This window comes from Bacteroides nordii, assembly GCF_019930665.1.
GTDB classification, from domain to species: Bacteria; Bacteroidota; Bacteroidia; order Bacteroidales; family Bacteroidaceae; genus Bacteroides; species Bacteroides nordii.
Genome location: NZ_CP082886.1, coordinates 5,473,749 through 5,494,420, shown reverse-complemented (window position 1 = coordinate 5,494,420; position 20,672 = coordinate 5,473,749). Strand labels below are relative to the sequence as shown.

Annotated in this window: 9 protein-coding genes; all 9 read right to left on the bottom strand. The window is 37.6% G+C overall.

Annotated features, from left to right (window positions below; genetic code table 11):
• Window positions 1-3: 3 nt before the first annotated feature.
• Window positions 4-1,716, bottom strand: a complete 1,713-nt coding sequence (locus tag K8P02_RS21070; RefSeq protein WP_002559069.1) for a RagB/SusD family nutrient uptake outer membrane protein — start codon at window positions 1,714-1,716, stop codon at window positions 4-6.
• Between the two features lie 18 nt (window positions 1,717-1,734).
• Window positions 1,735-4,821, bottom strand: coding sequence for a SusC/RagA family TonB-linked outer membrane protein (locus K8P02_RS21065; protein WP_052353085.1), 3,087 nt, complete (start codon window positions 4,819-4,821; stop codon window positions 1,735-1,737).
• 69 nt (window positions 4,822-4,890) lie between these two features.
• Complete coding sequence (locus K8P02_RS21060) at window positions 4,891-6,513, bottom strand: fasciclin domain-containing protein (RefSeq protein WP_002559067.1); 1,623 nt, start codon at window positions 6,511-6,513, stop codon at window positions 4,891-4,893.
• 11 nt (window positions 6,514-6,524) lie between these two features.
• The gene (locus K8P02_RS21055; protein ID WP_025866764.1) at window positions 6,525-8,078 is read right to left on the bottom strand and encodes a fasciclin domain-containing protein; all 1,554 of its coding nucleotides are present in this window, start codon (window positions 8,076-8,078) and stop codon (window positions 6,525-6,527) included.
• A gap of 16 nt (window positions 8,079-8,094) precedes the next feature.
• Window positions 8,095-9,579 carry a RagB/SusD family nutrient uptake outer membrane protein gene (locus tag K8P02_RS21050; RefSeq protein WP_002559065.1) on the bottom strand — a complete coding sequence of 495 codons (1,485 nt, stop codon included), beginning with the start codon at window positions 9,577-9,579 and terminating at the stop codon, window positions 8,095-8,097.
• Window positions 9,580-9,595: 16 nt separating this feature from the next.
• Window positions 9,596-12,862, bottom strand: coding sequence for a SusC/RagA family TonB-linked outer membrane protein (locus K8P02_RS21045; protein WP_002559064.1), 3,267 nt, complete (start codon window positions 12,860-12,862; stop codon window positions 9,596-9,598).
• A 16-nt stretch (window positions 12,863-12,878) separates the two neighbouring features.
• On the bottom strand, window positions 12,879-15,131 hold the full coding sequence (locus K8P02_RS21040; protein ID WP_122201006.1) for a fasciclin domain-containing protein: 2,253 nt from the start codon (window positions 15,129-15,131) through the stop codon (window positions 12,879-12,881).
• 11 nt (window positions 15,132-15,142) lie between these two features.
• A complete protein-coding gene (locus tag K8P02_RS21035; RefSeq protein WP_025866763.1) occupies window positions 15,143-18,058 on the bottom strand; it encodes a LamG-like jellyroll fold domain-containing protein in 2,916 nt (971 codons plus the stop codon).
• A gap of 170 nt (window positions 18,059-18,228) precedes the next feature.
• The gene (locus tag K8P02_RS21030; RefSeq protein ID WP_002559061.1) at window positions 18,229-20,223 is read right to left on the bottom strand and encodes a hypothetical protein; all 1,995 of its coding nucleotides are present in this window, start codon (window positions 20,221-20,223) and stop codon (window positions 18,229-18,231) included.
• Window positions 20,224-20,672: the final 449 nt, after the last annotated feature.

The window sequence follows — 20,672 nt, the reverse complement described above, 5'->3', positions numbered from 1 at the left end:
TGATTACTTATTCAGCTTCAAATCATATTTAATAAACCAGTTCTCATCAGAAGTCTCTAAATTACTACCCACAGAAGTAGCAGTGACATACTTTTCAGCGATTTTATCTGCCCATATCTTACGCGCCTTATCCCCCCAGCGCCTTGCCGAACGCAACATCGTATAGTAAGTACGTGCTTCACCGGCAGACTCTAACCTTGACTCTTCAACCAGTAATGAATCTACCATCCAATGGGCATACTCCGGTTCAACGATCACCTCGTTGGTTTCTTCGTCTTCACCTAAAATCCATTCACCCAAAGCCGGAGCCGCAATACGTCCACGAACTCCCTGACAGTTCAACTGGCTCTCTTTGCCTACACATTGATACAGGCAAACAGGATAGTCAGAGAACGGGGGTGAAAATGTATTAGTAGCTTTATTATAGAGCGAACCGAAATTCTGTCGGGCAGAAGACTGACCATTAAGGAACTGTAATGCTTCACGATAGCGTCCCAATCCGGCACAGGCCTCTGCCAGCCACAAATGAATATCAGCAGCTTTGTAATAACATAAAGGCACATCATTACGATAAATATAATCACTGGTAGTATGAGCTCCCAGGAATTTATAAAAGATCAGTCCTTCCGTACTTTCTTTATAGGATTTATTAATTCCTCTATTTTTCTGATCATTGGCACCACTTATTTCCCACCGGGTTACAGATGTCGCAGCCGGACGCAAATAATATTTATTTGGATAAGTATTAGAGAAGTACTCAATTACCCGATTCGTTTGTTTTTTACTATAATCATAGAAAGCTACAGAAATATGATCCTGCCGATTATAAGTTGTTGTTGAGAACAATTGGCTCCAGGAACCCTCGTACTTCGATTTGTTAAGTGTAAAACTTGCTTCTTGCTCTCCACCGGTACGAATAATACTAACACAGTTGTCCCATACTTTCTGATAATAAACGGCATTTTCGTCTGCAGAGTTTTCCTTCTTTGTTTTATACAAATAAAGCTCAGCTAACAAACATTCGGGAGTAGGGCAAATACGATTCCACTCTAAAGATTCAGGGGAGTCACCCTGCCCCGGGTACAACACAGTAGACCAACGTATGTCTCCCTTACCATTAATACCATTCATCCCATTTTCAACCAAACTGATACACTTATCTATCAACTGATCGAATTTTAGTACGGGATATTGTGACAAGTCCTGATAAGTAGCCAAAGGATCGTCCAGATAAACGGCTTCACCATATATCTTGGCAAGCATCAGATAAGCCCATGCTTTATATCGTAATGCACCACCAATAATACCTTTATAATCACTATCGGACAATACTGTCGGATACAGCTCTCTGTATTCAAACACATGCTTCAAATAATCATTACTATTCATGATAAGAGCGTAAAATCCTTTGGGATCTGCCAATTCATTATCAGTAAACGGAGTTTGCAAATCTTTGTAATTATAAACATCCCACATATCTATTGAAGCATTGGTAGTAGGTTCCAACAAGTCCCCTCTCAATCCTTCCAAAAATATGGCTTGGTCCACTACATCTTGTACACAAGCAGCCAATCCCATGTAACCTGTATATAGCTCATAAGAAGTTCCTATATAGTCTTTTTCCAGCAATATATCATCAGTGTTCGGCGTAAAAAAATCATCACAACCCGTCAACAAAGGAAACAATAATGCCAAAAAATATATTCTTTTTTTCATAACTTACCTTTATATAATTTAGAATTGAACCTTAAAACCTAATTTTACTGTACGCGGATTGGCTACCTTTCCATAATCAAAACCACGTATCGAGCTATCATAAGAATACATTGTTTCGGGATCTAATCCGAGATAGTCGGTAGCTGTAAACAGGTTTTCAGCAGCAGCAAACACGGTAGTACCACCAAACAATTTAAATTTATAGCTTACCATCAGTTCTTTTAATTTTAAATAAGAAGCATCTTCAATCCAGCGATCAGAGAAACGACTATTTTCCATAGGATCATCATAAACAGCACGAGGCATATCGGTGATCTGACCTTCGGCCATCCAACGACGGTTAACGGAAGTCAACTGATTAGAAAAATCGGACATAGACTCCATAGAACGCCTTACAGCATTGTACATTTTATTACCCTTACTATAGCCGAATGTGAGTGACAGTTGTATTCCCTTATATTCCACAGAAGTAAAGAAACTACCATAAAAATCGGGAAGTGGACTTCCTAAATTAACACGATCATCCTTATCTATTTTTCCATCATTATTCTGATCTACAAAGTGCATATCGCCCGCAGCGAAAGGTACACCAATCGCATTAGTCAATGCCTTTCCGTCCTTTCCTGCTGTTTCTGCCGCAGCATCAGTAGCAAATACACCAGCTGTCTGATACCCATAAAAAGAATACAAAGGTTGGCCAACCTTGGAAATCACAGCCGAACCGTCACTCATAGAAAGAACAATCTCACTTTCCCCTCCCAATGATTTCACTTCATTTTTGCAAGTAGAAAGTGTTCCGCCTATATACCATTTAAAATCACGATTCTGTATTAATCCTATTTGTGCCCCAATTTCAAAACCTTGATTCACAACTTTTCCCATATTACGATACATATAATTCGAACCATATACAGACGAAATCTCTACCGGCATAATCAAATCCGAACTTTTACTATTGAAGTAGTCTACAGTCAACATCACGCGATTATTGAACATGGCAAGATCCAAACCGACATTGAATGTATTGGTTAACTCCGGAGTGATTTTCGTATTGGGGACTCCCGCACGTACCAACCCTGACAATCCCTTGAACACACGGTTCAGATAGTAGTATTCTCCGATAGTAGAAGCAAAACGGCTATTTCCGGTCATGACATATTCAGCACGTACATTCAGATTATCCAGTTGTGGCATATTTTTTAATAATGAATTACTCACACTCCATGCTACATTTACAGCCGGATAAATCTGTATACGAGAAGCTTCGGTACCTACAGATGACGAACCGTCAGCTGAGAAATTAATACCTGCAAACAACTGATGATTATAATTATACTTAGCAGAAACATGATAATTCATCCAGTTCCATTTATTTATATAACCATAATATGAACGTCCGATGGTCTGCACATTATTCAATGTTTTATAATAGTCATTTGCTGTATTCCATCCCGAACCGGCATTATAATCAATACTATTCATTGCAATTTGAGCACCTGCCGTTGCAGAAACTGTATGTATACTTGCAAGTACTTTCTGATAGCCCAGCTCAAGAGCATAATAAGTATTTAAAGTCGTTCCTTCCGCTGAACGTATCGTATTCTCTGCCAACCGATTTTCTAACGGCATAATAGTAGTAATACTTACCCCCGGAACAAAAGCATCTTCTTGTGTCAAATTATAATTTAAACCAAAATCGGCTTTAAAGTTCCAATTATCATTTATGGTATATAATAAACCAGCATTCATCAAGACATCATAAGCGTGCTGTTTCATTTCTACATCATTGACTACAGAAAGCGGATTGCTTACACTATTATTCTCTATCAGGTTGCCATCAGCATCACGAATGGAGGCAAAATCCGGTAACAGATTATTCTTACTGTCTTTATTATAAGGAGAGAACAAAGGCCCCTTACGCAAAGCAGTCAATATCGGATTCGTTTCTGATATCATTCCCTGTTCTGCCACACGGCTGTTTGTATAACCGAATGAAATCGTCGAAAATAATTTCACGTTTTTACTAAGATTCACATCGGCATTCATACGGGCATAATATTTGGTCGAGTTTGTCTCCTCAACCACTCCTTGCTTATTCTTCACACCGATAGAGAAATCATATTTAGCGATCGCATCACCACCTTTGATTTTTAACACATTATCAGTGACAAAAGCATTCCGATAAATCAAATCTTGCCAATCAGTATTATTATTATAGAGATAATTGTAATAATAATCCGGATCTTCTTTTAAAAAAGGAAAAGCCGCCAATGCATCAGACATATCTTCATATTTTGTCAAAGCTATATTCCCCATCAGACTCTTGTAATCGTTTACTCCTAAAACCGGTAGTGTAGCACTGTTCCATGAAAGCCCGTATTGCCCTATAAATTCGACTTTTGTATCAAGATTCGCAGCTTTATCTGTTTCGATCATAATAACCCCATTTGATCCCAACGAGCCATATAAAGCTGCATCTGCCCCTTTCAAAACTGTAATATTCTCAATATCCTGTACGTTCACTACACTGAAAATATTCTTAGAGTATCCGCCAATAACCCCAGATTCGTTCATATCGGGCATATAAGGTATACCATTTATTACAATCAATGGAGAAGAGTTGGCTATCATCGTATTAGCCCCCCGTAACTTGAAATAGTTTCCTTCACTATTCTGTCCCCCTTTTGAAATGAGTTCTATTCCGGGGATGTTACGAAATCCTTGTTCTACATCTGTTAGAGCTAAATTAAGTTCATTTTTACTAACCGACGTAAGATTGGTTTGTTTCACATCTTGTCTCACCAAGCCCACAGAGGGTAACGTAACTTTATCGGTGTACCCTTTCATATCGTCCGGTATCAACACAATATGTAGTTCCGTACGTCCTGCTACAGGCTCTTCTTTCGTATAAAACCCCGGACACCATACGGATATAGTAGCTTTAGCAGACACATTATTAACTACAAATCGCCCGATACTATCACAAGTAACCGTCTCATCCATACCCGATAATGTAATCACCGCATCGGATAAAGGCTGATTATCATAGGAACTGACCACTGTACCCGAGATTTTCACTCCACCTTTTTGTGCTTTCAAACTCATAAAGCAAAAGGTAGAAAGAAATATTATCAATATTATTTTATATTTATTCATTATTCTAATGCTATAGGATTAATAATTGTTTGCCGAAGGCTTCAAAGCCCAATGGTAAATGCGCAATTTCTTACTGTCTCCTTTGTAAAATTCCACACGGATACGGAAGGAACTCATACCTTCACCTTCTATTTTTACAGTGCCAACCGGACCACCAAGTCCATCCCATTTCACCACTTTATCTCCATACAAATCAGCAGTTGTCTCATTTACACGATCAAAATTCCACGGATTAGATGAAACGACAGAGAGATTAGAACCTATCAATTTCATATTAGCATCCAATGAAGGACTTTTCCCATCGGTATTACCATCAAAATAGACATTGACATACGGGTGTCCACTACTATGAAATCCCATGTATAGATCATATTCACCACAAGGAACCTGCATCACCCTCGCTTTATAAGGATCATTTTCTTTTTCTCTATACCGTTCCAATGGAGGAAACTCAACCCAAAAAGGAGAAGCGTCTTCATCGCCATTTAAATCCAAAATATAATAGTTTGACAGAATTTCTGGTTTGGGAGTAGCAGAATCTTCAAAAATAGCAATCTTGGTCGTATTCATAAAGCTATAATACGATTTCTGTTCTTCTTCCGTAAGATATTCATAATAATGCACTAACGACTTAATGCGTGTCAGAATATAGTTAGTTGGTATCTTCACATCCGTCATTTTATACATAATACCATTACTCAACTCTTCCTGACTGCTTTCATCTATTTTTTGAACCGTAGTACGCCAAATTCTATTAAAAGAAGATTTTATATCTACGGTACTAAAATCTTTCAATTCTCCGCTATAAAATGCAGCTTCTTTAATCCACGTCATAGCTGTAGCCGAATCCAAGGCTGTCAATGTTTTTCCCATGGCCTTATATTGTACCTCCAATTTATCGAAGCAGCCCTTCATCACATTGTTATCCGGTAAGAAAAGAGTAAACTGTTTAAATTCCGAATTGAACTCCGCTTTCTCAAACAGCGGATTATACACATAGAAGACAGAGTCATACACTGTATTACCAGTTATATCTACCCCAGTAGGAATAGAGTTTACTTTATCGAAACGCATTTCATTATTCTTCATAACAGAATCACGAAATATAGAATACTCATCCGGAAGATTCTTTATGTAATCGAACATATTAATTTTTGATTTCATTAATTCGTCAATCACATGAACAACCCCGTTCTTCAAACGATAGGAGCGTTGTACTTTAGACTTATTAACGTAGGTATCTTCCCCCTGTTTGGTTATTTGAAGATACACCCCATTCAGTGTAGGAATACGCAAACCATTTTTCAAATCACTCTGCAGAAAAGGCAAATAATTAATATGATACTCCATTCTTAGAGTGTCCTTAGAGTCAATTCCCGAAGCAATCATTGCAGCATTATCTACTACCCAAAAAGTAAGTTGTTGTTGCTCCTTAGTTAGCTCTTTATCAAGACCACATGCTTTAAGTTGATTGTAAAATTCACTATATTCAGGATTTCCGTCAAAAAACTCCCTCAAAGTCTCATCCAAAATTTCTTCTGATAATTTATTACTCCCATGATAATATTCATCCCATTTATCCGAACAAGAAATAAAAATCAGGGTTAGCAATGCACATATAGATAAGATATACTTATTCATAATTCCTCCTTTTAATTAATTGGTTCAAATATCAAGCAATCCAAATAAGAGTAATAATCATCACCCGCCATAAAACGTACTGTATGAGGTATCGATTCTGTGAACTCCACCTCTCCTATGGTTGTGGTAATCATCTCACTTTTGGAAGTACTATTTCCCCAGGTAGTAACCTGTACTCCCACATATTCACCGTCAACAATAACTGACCACCGCCCCTCCTTAGTCTTGAGAGCCTGATTGTAATGTACTAAAGACATTTTATATTTACCGGCAATGATCATCGGACTTTCCATCTGTATCCACCCATATTTTCCGAGATTCAGAAACATACAATCGTGATTCGAAGCTTTATACATCACCTCATTCTTATTAGCCAAATGATAAGTGTAGTCACTACCATATCCACCAGAAAGTTTATAACAGTTCAATATATCATATGCCAGACTACGAGTGTATGTTTTAGACTGATTTTCTAACTGATACTTCTCACATACACCTGCCAACTCCGGATAATCGGTCAAATCCCAAGTGACTTTAGTTGCTTTCGGTTCTGTTATTTCCATCATCCCATCTACCACATGAATGACTCCATTCTTACAATTCAGATTTTTTCGAGTGACACTGATACCTTTCTTAGTTTCTTCATTATAGTTCAGAAAAAACATCTCATTTACCAATCTCATACTGATAAGAGTATTAGATGCCATCATGGAAACATTTTTCGATGTATTATTATCTATATCAGTATTCATATCGGCAAATGAATAAGCAGAATTTGCAATATGATAACCTACATATCGATTTACCTTATTAGCCGGATCAGTATAATCATTATTAGTTTCACCCAAATAAACAGCCAACGATGCTACACTATTTATACCGGCTTCGGCAAACACATCATCCGGTACAGCAAAAAGAGTGTAACGGTATTTTACACCATTCATATAAATACTACTCAATAGCTTCTCATAACCTGTTTTATTAAGTAAATCAAGCATTAAAGTATAATTCTCATCCAGATTATCAACAATAGTACCTGTCACAGGCGTTAAAACACTTTCCAAAAGATGAATCACTGCATTGGTAGCTGTAATATTCAACTCCTTAATACGTGCTTCATCATTAATATAGAATGCCTGAAACCCACCTTCACGCATTTCCAGACTTAAATAATCTCCACTTGCTGTAGAATCCGGAAACATACCATCAGGAAAATCCGAAGTTGTGTATTGTTTAGAAGCTATCGTATGATAACGAACCAGGTTAGAAGCTTCCTCCATATCCAACTCCCGTACTGAACTTTTTCCTTTTGCCTGAAGATATTTGTGCATCGCTTCATTATCAGGTACAAAGCAAGTATAATCCATATTCAGATTCACTGTATTAAACAGTCCGGTATACTTCAATAAATCCACCCATAAGGAATATACATCCTCATTAGCTTCCATAAAACTGGCAGCGGGCATTTTATCTGTATCTTTGAACACCTGATCGGCATACGGGTCGGAACAAGCCCCCCACATAAGAGTAAATGCCGCCGCTAATAGAATTACTACGCGTTTCATATTGTCCTTCTTTTTTTTAATTACTGATACTTTCATAATATTCACTTTGTACTAACAATGGGTTTTTCTGTAACTCAGACTCTGAGAACGGCATATACCATGACCCTTCGTTGGACAACGTAGCTCGTCCCAATGATTGCGACGTGGCAGCCACAGCTTTCAGAGCTTGTTCTATGAATAAGTTTTTATACCGTACATCTGATAACTGTTGGCTTCTTAAACCGATACGTAACATATCAAACCAGTTTTTACCTTCAGCAAAGAACTCTTTCTGCCGCTCCACCAATAAATATTCCAACATGATTAATCTGTCTTCACTTAGTGTCATCTTTTCCAAGCCTGCACGTTGACGAGTTTTATCTATAAGCTCGCCCGCCATTTCATAATTATCTTGCATGATCAGTGCTTCTGCTTTCATTAAATAGACATCAGCTAAACGATAAATCAAATAATTCTGATCATTTTCTGAGGCAACACGTGCCGTAGCATTATCTACCCCAAGATACTTCCAAATATAACCAGCCTCATTATATGAATAATTCAATCCACGAGATTCACTCTCGTTTTGTTCAAAAAGATTAGTCATATAATCGGAAGCTTTGTAATATCCGTCAGTACCTGCTTTAAACCAAGTCAGGAAACTATTCGTTTGACTCTTCGGATTGCTATATTGTATTTCAAAAATTCCCTCATTACTATTTCCCGGATAATAATTCAAAAATCCATTACCAATCAGTCCTACACGTCCGGAATTAATTACTGAGTTACAATGCTTTATACTATTTTCATAGTCACCTAACCAAAGATACATATCAGCAAGCAGAGCATGAATCCCCCAGCGTGTGGCACGTCCTTTCGTATTGATAGGATTATCATTATCTACTTCAGGAAAAAACTCCTTTGCATTAGGTAAATATTCTTCCAAATCAGCTATACATAATTTTAAAATAGTAATACCATCCTCCTTTGGCATAATATAAGGAGCACTATCATCTACATACGGCTCCGTAACAAAAGGAGCATCTTTAAATGTACGAACGATGTAAAAGTAAGCAAGCGTCCGCTGAAAGAAAGCCTCTGCCATAAACGAACGGCACATATTCATATCGAAAGACGGATCTTTATCAACTACATCCGGTGCGTATTTAATAACTGCATTAGCCATAGCAATGGCTGCATAAGGTTTACTCCAATCAGCCAATCCATTTGTAGGCAAAATATCGAAAGCACGCAACTTCACCGCTGCTTTCTGTAAATCTGAACCAGAAGTAGACCAAAAAGAGAGCCCATTCCCCCTACCTTCTCCCCAAAGCAGGAAGGTTTCTACCGAGCTTCTCAAATTAATATACCCAGAAGCAAGAACCGCTTCCACTTCTTCTTTGGTTTCCCAATATTCAAAGCTACTCTGGTTATTTTCCGGTAACACAGTCAGATAATCTTCACACGATATTTGGGATAACGTGGTTAGAAGTAGCAAAATATAATAACTTATCTTTTTCATTTCCTTCTTTTGTGAATTAGAATCTCAAATTCAAACCAAATGCAAAACGCATAGCTTTCGGAGTATTATTACTATCAATAGCTACCTGGGCTGCAGAACCATCCGGATTCTTCAGATTTATTTCCGGATCTTGTCCGGTATATTTCGTCCAGACAAAAAGGTCATAACCCGTTGCATAAATTTCAAGCTTATTAATACCTAACGGCTTCATCCAATTTTCAGGGAACTGATATTTTAAAGTAATAGTCTTCAAACGAAGAAAAGAAGCATCCTCCACAAAGCGATCGGACCCCAAATAATTGTATCCTTTATCATATAATGCACGTGGAATATCAGTATTATCTCCTTCACTACGCCAACGACGTAATACAGCTACGCTCTGGTTGTTTTTACCATACATATTTTCCATATTAATGCGTGACTCATTGATTACTTTCTGACCAGCACGTCCATGAAGTGCTGCTACTAAACTCAACTTCTTATAACGAAGTGTAAAATTCAAACCACCAGTCAACGTAGGATTACTATTGCCCAGATAAACGATATCGTTTTCATCAATTACCCCATCACCGTTGACATCTTCATATTTAGCATCACCTGGATATACTTTTTGATCACCATTCTTTACAACTACCGGTGCCCCATTTATATCCATGATCTGTTGTCCTGTTTTATCAACCGCATAAGTTTCCTCTACATTTTGATACACACCTTTATAACGATATCCATAGAATGAACCTAAAGGATCGCCCATTAGCACACGATATGCATATTTTTTATTACCGAAAGTGTAAGTTTCATCACTTTGATTTTCGGGGAGTTCCAAAACTTTATTCTTATTTTGTGAGATATTGAATCCAAAATTGAGCCCCCAGTCTTTTGTACGAACAGCAGCTACATCAATATTAAATTCCCAACCTCTATTCTCCATTTTACCAGAGTTATACCAGGCTACAGTAGACAGACCTGTTGAACTGGGTACTTTAATTTTCTTTTGCAACATATCATCTGTTACCTTCGTATATAGCTCTACAGCAAAAGTTATTCTATCCGAAAAAAGCCCTACATCTACTCCAATATTATTTGAAGTGATCGTTTCATATTTTAAATGTGTCAAATCCGGACTTTCCGGCTTCACGGCACTCATATCTCCATAACCAGGTGTGACTGCCGAAAATTTACCGATATAAGGTGATGTTCCGGTAGGTGCATTACCCGATTGTCCCCAGCTATAACGCAGTTTTATTAATGAGATAAATCCTAATCTTTGGATAAACTCCTCATCACCTAAATGCCACGCTACACCAAATGTGGGAAATCCACCCCACCGTCCACTGGCATCCATTGCCGAACTTGCTTCCCAACGGTATCCCGCATTAAACATATATTTCTCTTTAAAGATATACTGCCCGTTAAGAGTTAAGCCCATATCTCTATTAATCGTTTTTCCAGAACCTCCTTTAGCTGTAGTAGAACCTGCAATGGGAGAAGTTATACCAGAAGAAGCTGTATTAGCGGATCGGCTACTATATGTACTCGTTGTCTGATCCGATGTCTGAAAAATACCACTAAGTAACAATTTATGATTATCATTAATAGACTGATTATAAACCAGACGATTTTCCGTAGTCAAATAAAGAAGGTCTTTACCAATGTCATAATTCAAAGCAGATGATTCATGCTCATAAGCAACCCCTGTTACGCTTTGCGGAAGGAAACGATTTATTTTTGTGAACTGTCCGTTAAAACCAACTGTACCAAAATAGTCTAAACTTTTAAAAGGTTTAGCATGAAGAACGAAAGTCATACGACTATTTGTAGCAATCGTTCTGTTCTGTGCCTCATTTGCCATTGCTACGGGGTTGTATACCTTATCATTTGAAAAGGTCATACCAAACGATTCATATGGAGTAAAATACTCACCCGTACGTTGTCCATTTGCTCCGATCACATAAGGACTCATATTAGGCATCTTAGTTAAAGCGTGTCCACGAATCGAAGCTTTCTTCAATTCATCTGTATCATCTACGTAATTGGCATCCGTAACTCCACGTGTGAAACTGTATTGCAATGCAATATCAAGTTTATCTGAAAAGCGATAATCTGTATTGAACGACGCATTAAAACGTTCATAACCCGTACCTATTGTAGTACCCTCCTGATTCAGATACCCAAGTGATAAACGATAATTCGCTTTGTCACCCCCACCCGACACAGAAAAAGAATTATCAGAAATAAAACCAGTCTGGGTAATTTCATCCAGCCAGTTCGTATTTTGATTATATTCATCAAAATACTGCCAGTCTGGATCAAACCCAATTTCTTTCGTATTATAAAGCAGCTTAAGGTACTCCTGAGATTTGGCTGCGCTCGACCCCAAATCAGACACAGTATTATAAACAGCATCCTGAATCATAGATATATACTGGTTAGCATTCAGCATAGGGATTCCGGAGCGTTCCTTACTGAATTCATACTTTGTATTAAAATTAAACTGCAAACGTCCTTTGCTACCTCTCTTTGTCTTTATGATCAAAACGCCATTGGCACCTTTTGATCCCCAAACAGCTGTAGCCGCCGCATCTTTTAAAACTTCAATAGATTCAATATCAGCCGGAGAAATATTCAACAGAGACCCATAATCATCAGAATTTGCAGAAGCAAAACTAAAATCATCTGAAATATCAACAGGTAAAGGTACACCATCTACAACGAACAAAGGTTCATTGGAAGCATTTAAAGAAGCTGTACCGCGAATACGAATTGAACTTCCGGAACCAGGATCAGCGCCTGTAAGAATATCCACATTAGCCATAGCACCTTGTAAAGCTTCTGTTACAGAAGTCACCGGTGCGGTTTCCAAACTACCAAGAGTAAGTTTCTGAGTAGCAGAAATCATCTCTCTGGCAGATTGTCCCATAGAATTCCGCTCTATTTTTTTAGCAGTCACCTCCACAGTTTCTAACGCCATACCTTCTTCGTCTAACGTGACATTAATCACTTTCTGACCCGTATATTTTATGGTTTGTGTTTTATAACCAATAAAAGAGAATACAATAGACAGATCTTTTTGATCAGGTATCGACAAACGGTAATTACCATTTACATCGGCAATGCTACCACCTAAAGAACGATTAGATGCATTTGCAACATATACGTTGGCTCCCACCAAGGGTTCATTAAAAACTTTATCCATCACCGTACCTGTCAACACATGTTGTGCCATAATCATCTGCGCACATGCTAACAATAATAGTAGGATTATATTGCGATTTCTTTTCATCTTTCTTTATTCTATATTAATTCAATAAATCCAATACGCCGTCTATTACATAAGCTGCACCATCAGCATAGATATAAGGAAAATAAGAAGTCACATTTACTTCATTTCCTTTGCTGTCTCTTAGTTTCATCGAGCCATCCGCTTTATTAATAAGCGTAATTGTTATATTTTCTTTCTTACCATTCACTGTTTTAGTGCCAAATGTAGTTAAGACTTTCTCTGTATTTTTACCAGTGGTTGCAAACGGATAATCAACCAAACCACTGGCTGACATATCGACAAAAAGACTTTTTACAAACATATCTCTCTCCTCCTGAGGAGCCTGTCGATCAAATTTAGGATTACTTCCTATAAGATCAGCTAAAACAGATGCCTGTGTTGATACAAATACAATAAAACGATTACCTTGCAGGAAATTAAAAGCCGGTTCCGTATCATCTACAGAGGCCATTCCTAAATATATACCGAAGCCCGAATAATCATTTGTGCCTTTAATCTGTTTTACACGATCCTTAAAATTACTCTGGTCAGCTATTAACGAGGTAGTTCCTTTATCACCTTTCAATGCATACGCATTTCCCATGTTATAACTCTTGATTAGCTCTATTTCCGCTACAGAAACCTCATTATCAAATCTTTCTGAATTCCAGGTAGCTGAAGAATATATTTTATTCCCCTTACGATAGAGATATTCATAATCATTATAAGTTGAATATATCATTTCTGTTTCTCCCTTTTGAGCCATAATACCATCCGCAATATGTGCACCGGCAATGGCTTTCGCCTGAGAAGTTGTAGCATTACTCATTGTCCCATCGGTACTGTTAGCTACTTGTACCTGTTCATCAGTAATGATATAAGGATTCCCTTTCAAATACTGAATGTAATCACCATTATATTCACTACCCAATAACATTTCATCGGTAGGGAAAAACACATCAAAGTCTTTATCCAGTGATTTACTAAATATATCAAAAAGAGAGCCTTTATGACATAGTAATGCAAACACATTGTAATCTTTATTGCAAAGCGCCGGTGCAATAGGTGTTTCAAATACTTCAGGAGTTATCACATTATCTTTCATTCCTCCTAAAATACCATTTGAACATACTTTCACATCAGTAGGCATTGCTAATTGGTGGTCATCCCAGATGTCATTATTGACAATATAACTTCCCAAAGCATAAGCTCCAATCATACCACCACCATATCTGATAGCATGCTCATTCATAAAATGATAGAGTGGCACAAAATTCACTTCCTCTAATGAACTAAATGAAGCAGACCAGTACTTCTGGAAGAATTGATTAATAGATTTATTATCAGGAGCAAGTACTGCATATGAAACACTTGTCAAATAATTCATTTGAGCATAATCTGGTGTAGATAAATTGTAAAAGTTCGTCCATTCACATGCAATAGGTGGTAATATGTTGTGTGAATGTACAAATAGAGAATCCCCATTACCATAATCTCTTGTTGCATCCTCATCATACTGATAAACCACAAAACGATCATACATCTTGGCAAACTGTGTGTAATCCGAATTCTCCTTATTCATCTCTGCATAAATCGTTTCCAATGGCTCAATCACTTGATTTATGGTATATAAATAACCATTATCCGTCACCACTTCATCTCCGATAACAGATGCATTAGCTACATTGAAGCTTCCGGTTCCACCTGTATAAACCGATCCCGGAAACATCGTTTCATAATCTTCTTTTTGGGATGCACTAATACTGCTCAAAGAATATTCCGAAATGATCGGAATAAAACGTTCTTTATGCATTATTTTACGTACAACGTCATTGTTCGCACGATCCACTACCGTAGAAATAGCATCACGGCTCTTTGTCCTGAATTTAAAGTAATGACCAGGCTTCTGTATTTCATTATCTACACCATTCGGATTATAAAACAGAAAATCACGTTTGCTATAAGAATAATACACCAGATGATATCCTACTAATTTATTCAGTTCCACTTCCGGAATATCATCTATCGAGCTATAATTATGTTTAGACAGATAGGCAGTAAAAGCCTCATCAGTAGGTGCCATAACAGTCACAATACCTTTCCCTTTTACAAGATCAGCATAACTACTTCGCTCTACAGCTCTCATGAAAGTAGAGAATGTCCCCTTATCTTTCATTACTTCATAAGCATTCCCTTTCAACCAATCAGGAATTTCATAGTACTTATCCATTTCCGACTGACATGCCGCCAGCGAACAAAAGAAAAGACCTATCAGAAAGTATTTCTTCATCTTAAATTATATTATTTCACAATTTTACCAACCAATATCCTTTGATCAATTTTCAACGTATAAACATAGTATCCTTTAGGCAGAAAACCGACGTTAGCCACATGTGCTATACCTCCTTGAATTATTACTTGTGCCTGATAAACAGTTTGCCCAGCAGTATTCATCACAGACACCTGGGCTGTCAAATCTTCGGCACCCATTACAGATATGTAGAAATCATCTGCAAAAGGCATCGGATAAGCACATCCTGTATTTGGAGTAATGATATTCTCAATATGAGTACTTGTACCTTGTTTATAATGATCACTTACCTCTTCAGCTGTTAACGCTTCATTATAGATCGTTAATTCATCCATTAATCCTTGAAAGCCATTCTCATAAGCTGTGTTACAATTGCCTATTGCCATCCTCTCAATAGTACCAATATCTCCAGTTTTATCAGCACCGGAAGCTACTAATATACCATTAGCATACATTTTTAGCTGTTTTTCTTCCACATCACGTACACAAACTAAATGTACCCATTCATTATTAAAATATTTAGTTGTCGCCCCGGTCACATTGATATCTGTCTTCGTTACATCATCGTCAACAGCCCAAGTCAAACGATCATTCTTACTGTTCTTCTGATACTGAATACCAAACCATTTACCAGTAGCTCCCTCATAACTATTAGTAGCGTGACTTCCCTTATGGAGCAAATACCAATCGACAGATCCACCTGCAGATTTAAACCACAATTCAATGGAAAATGATTCATTACCCAAAGTCAATGCATCATAATGTTCCTGTACAAAAGCAGCATTCGCTTTATCAAACTGCGCAGCATTATTTTGAATACCTTTCACCCATAGTGGAGTGAAATCTTTGGCAGTAGCATTTTCACCATACATATTTTCAAGTATAGTACCTTCTGTTTCATTGAAAGAATAATAAGCAACCTTACCACGCTCGGGTTTTGTTCCGGTTGTAAAACTCCACACATCTCCTTTACAATCCCCTAACAGATTTTTTGCATCTACGCGCCAATAATAAGTAGTGGCAGCCTCTACGTTAACCGTTACTACATTTGCAGTAGATGCTGTCAACACAACATCCATATCCTCTACAGATTTTCCTAAATATACTGTATACGAAAGAGCTCCTGCCCAAGCACCAGTCTTGTTCTCCCATGAAAGGCGAACAGATGTATAATCGGTAATAGTAGTTTCGTTTCCAGGTATCGGATTAACAGAAGCAATTGGAGGTGCAGGAACACCACGTGTAGCAAATTCCTGGGTGGAAGTATATAATGATTCCTTCTCCCCGTTCACTGTTTTTAGGCGAATGTAATAAGTGGTATTAGGAGCTAAGGACTCCAATTTATGAGTAGTTGTACCGGGGGCTAAAGAAATTGAAGTAAAATCTTTATTATCGATGGAATACTCAAGAATTACTGAAGTAGATTCCGGAGCATTGTTCACCCACTTAAATGAAAGATAGTCTGTGCTCAAAGAAGTCAGTTGCAAATTAGTAGGATATTTAACATATGGCATTGGTGCCGTAATACTATTAACATAATTCTCAATATTCAAATATCCATTTTCAGCCATTAACAAAGCATCATTCGGGTTATTTTTATCCAATCCATTGGCATCTTCCCAAACGTCGGGCATACCATCATTATCGGTATCCAACATTTTTTCACCATCAAAAATATTTCCAACCCCATTGGGAAGCCCCAACTCTGATTCTCCACTAAGTAAAGCTCCTTTAGTTCCTAATGATAGGAGTTCATCAATCATATAATTATCAGCTTCATCACGTACCGGTAAAGATGCTCCTACCCTATTAATAATCCAATCATAAGCCTCAGCCGCTGTTGTTTCTCCTTCAATAACAGGATGTTTTTCTGGTATCGTTGTAACTACTACTTTCTCACCATCGACTAATTTTCTTCTATCATAGTCCGAATAATCAAATTCATCAATCGATTTTACAAAAGTAACATTCTCACTTTCCGGATTGGACGCATCACGGCGATAATCATCTTCTGTGGCCTCATATCCATTAAGTATCCCATCCTTATTGTAATCAATCATATTACCTTTTTGGTAAACCTGAAAAGCTGCTTTTGCACGCGTAAAAGCCTTAGTACCTTCAACCGGACCTTTAATAAAGTAATTATTAGTAATAACTCCCCATGAAGAGGCTTCCGTATCTCCTAAAATATAGGCACCACCTTCTCCCCAATTATAAACCACATTATTGACAAACTGATTCAATCCTTTTACTTTAGGATTACGAGTTTTATTATCAATATAAAGATTACGATACAAAGTAACTCCCCCATTTGTCTGGATAAGACCTCCGCATGCATGTACCATAATTCCTTGCCCAATGATAGAATTCTGAATAGTAATATTATAAGGTTCAAAACCTTTACTATCCCAATTTATTGAGAAATTCTCATCCAATCCCCATGTAGCAGATACATGATCAAATATCATATTACCACCATTAGCAATACCCGCAGCATCGGCCCCACTAGTACCGCCAATGCCCATTCGTATACGCAAATAACGAACAATGATATTCTCGGCAGCAGAAAAAGAAACTCCATTACCATAAACCACCACTCCTTCTCCTGGAGCCGTTTGTCCGGCAATTGTAAGATTCTTTGAAAATACCAGACGAGATTTCAATTTTATCACTCCTGCCACATCAAATACGATAATGCGATTGGGGTGACTTACAGCATCACGTAAGGAACCTTTACCTGAATCATCAAGATTGGTTACATGGTATATTTCCGGAGATTCACTAGCTCTTGCCCCTTTGGCAAAACGTCCATAGCCTTCAGCACCAGGAAAGGCCAACTGTTGTGCATACATTGTTCCCATACAGAGTGGGAGGAGCAATGTAGTAATAAGTTTCTTATACAACATAGTTTTATCATTTATTTGAAGGTTACGCAGGAAAGAAATCAAATATCTCTCAATAGTACGTAGTAAGATTAATTTTTAAAGGCAATTAAGAATAAATATCAGAATTAAGAAGAGAAAAACGGTTCTTCTTATCGAAACCGTCTCTCTTCTTTTCCTTTTAAACAAAGTGTTTATAAAACAATCTTTTTAACAACTATCCCCTTAGATGTTTTAATTTTTACAATATACAAACCCTCCATAGCATTCATTGGAACAACAGTTGAGTTGGAGTTGGCAACCGGTATACCTTGATTATTCACTACTACAACATTCTCAACATCGACACCGTTCACCACAATACTACCATCTTGTGCATAAACCACTACTTCTTCAGCTGTTTCGGCTACTTCAATGCCAGTACCTGTACCTGATCCGTTAGCAGTCAGTATAATTTTGTAGCCCATTACCGGAACCTCCGTAGCTTCTTCACCTTCACCCTCTATTTTTGTACCAGACTGATATTCTTGTCTTTCAGCAGTAAACGTAAGTCCGGCCGGGAATCCCTGATATTCAATCTCATAAGTATCACCTGCAGAGACAACCGCAGCATCTAAAATAGTAAATGTATCACCATTCTTTATATCAAAAGATTCAGCTGCTTTCACAATAATCTTGTTGCCGTTGAATGTAGCTACATTATTTGTAGTCAGTTTATCATAACTTGTTGCAGAGGCAAGTTCAAATTCAACTATCCCCCCATCTTTTACCGTTAACGGAGATTTCTGAGTTTCACCATTAATATCAGCCAATACCAGTTCGCCAATACCCATATAGCCTACTTCAAGTTTACCACCTTCTACAGCTATACCACCTACAAGACGCCCGTTACCACCACCAACTGCATTAGCATAAATAGTCATGGCAGCAGGAGCTTTTGTTACTCTATCTAATGCCACTCCAGTTTCAGTAACAGGAATATTAATATAAGCACGCCCAGAGTTTACGAACAAGCCCTTGAATACAGCAGCCGGACTTTCATTCACATGAGTAAAAGTATAGGTTCCTGTACCTGTCTTTATCAGACGAACCCAGTTATACGATTTTTTTCCGGGATCAAAGATAGCGACCGGTGTTGTTACATCTGTATTAGAATAACCCACAGCATAAGTAATATCCGGAGAAGTTGAATTCTTCACATATCCACCAAGCCATCCGCCTTCTTCTGCATTCAATTCGCCGATTGCATAGCAACGGTTTCCACTACCACTTGTAAATCCAGCTCCTTCCAGCAAAGTAACTTTCGTGTACACAAATGTAGAATCTACTCCATATAAATCTCCGCTAAAGTTTCCAGCTGCAACAAAATCATCAAATTTCTTTGTAGTATTCAAGAATACAGCTTTATATCCGGGTGAAAGAGCTTCATTGTTATTAGCACCTACCAACAATTCACCTTCAAAACCTGTCAACCCTGCCATATTTGTTTTCCCTGCAAAATCTTCTGTAAAACCTACACGTTCACCACCGGAGTAGATAGTCAGTTGACCTTTACCGCCAAATTCATTTAATAAATATACATAACGTCCGGCTGTTATAGCTCCTGTGCTTTTATCTGGGACTACAATTGACGCAGCAGAAAATTTGAGGGTATTCTTATTATCGCTTATAGCCATACCTATACCTCCACCTTCCAGTGAAACTTTACGACCAAACGCATTAGGGGAATCAGCTTTTTCCATAATAACACATCCGCCACGTACCACCGTTCCACCTTTCAATTCATTGAGAACATTTAAAATAAAATTTCCACTACCCTCTTTCAAAAGAGTACCTTCACCAACAATCTTATCAGTAGTCTTTTCTGCCTGATAAGAAATAGAGTAATTCTTATCTCCACTTACCTTTATATCAGCCACTTCCATTTCACCGGTTAACTTAATGGTTTCTGTATTCACATCATTCCCATCAGCATCCTTAAAGTGGCCTCCGCCATTAAAAATAGCCGTAGAACCATTATCCCATCCGTTAGGAAGCAAAAAACCACCTCCGTAATCTTTTCCCCACTCTGACGATGAAACTCCCCAAACACCTGTCCCATACGAATTTTGCCAAATAAGTTCCTGTGCATTGACAATTGATACAGACGCTGCTAAAAGCGCTACACTAAGAAAAGTATTCTTTCTCATAGTTTTTAAATTATTAGTTTAACAACAGTTCAATATTAATATATTAACACCGATGCAAAAATACGCAGTTATCGAACACGGAACCATGTAAATTTTGGCTGAATTGATACAAAAATTGATTTTTATGATTTAAAATTAAGAAGAAAGATAGCAAACTATCTAAAACTTCTTAATGAATTTTCAACAACAAAAATTGTTTTATGCCGGAATAGGTAGTTCTAATACAATTTAATTTAAAAGTTATGCTTCCTACACAGAGAAGGGAGAAAGTTACATTTGGCAGTTATTTTGCAACATCCCTCACACTATGATAAAACATACAATATGCAGAAGATACATAGCGTGAGGGAAGGAAGGTAAAAGTATAACGACATCAAAAAAAATAAAATGATTGTCAATCTATTAGGGTATACTTTGTTTTATACCGGAGTACATTTTATATCTTAAAA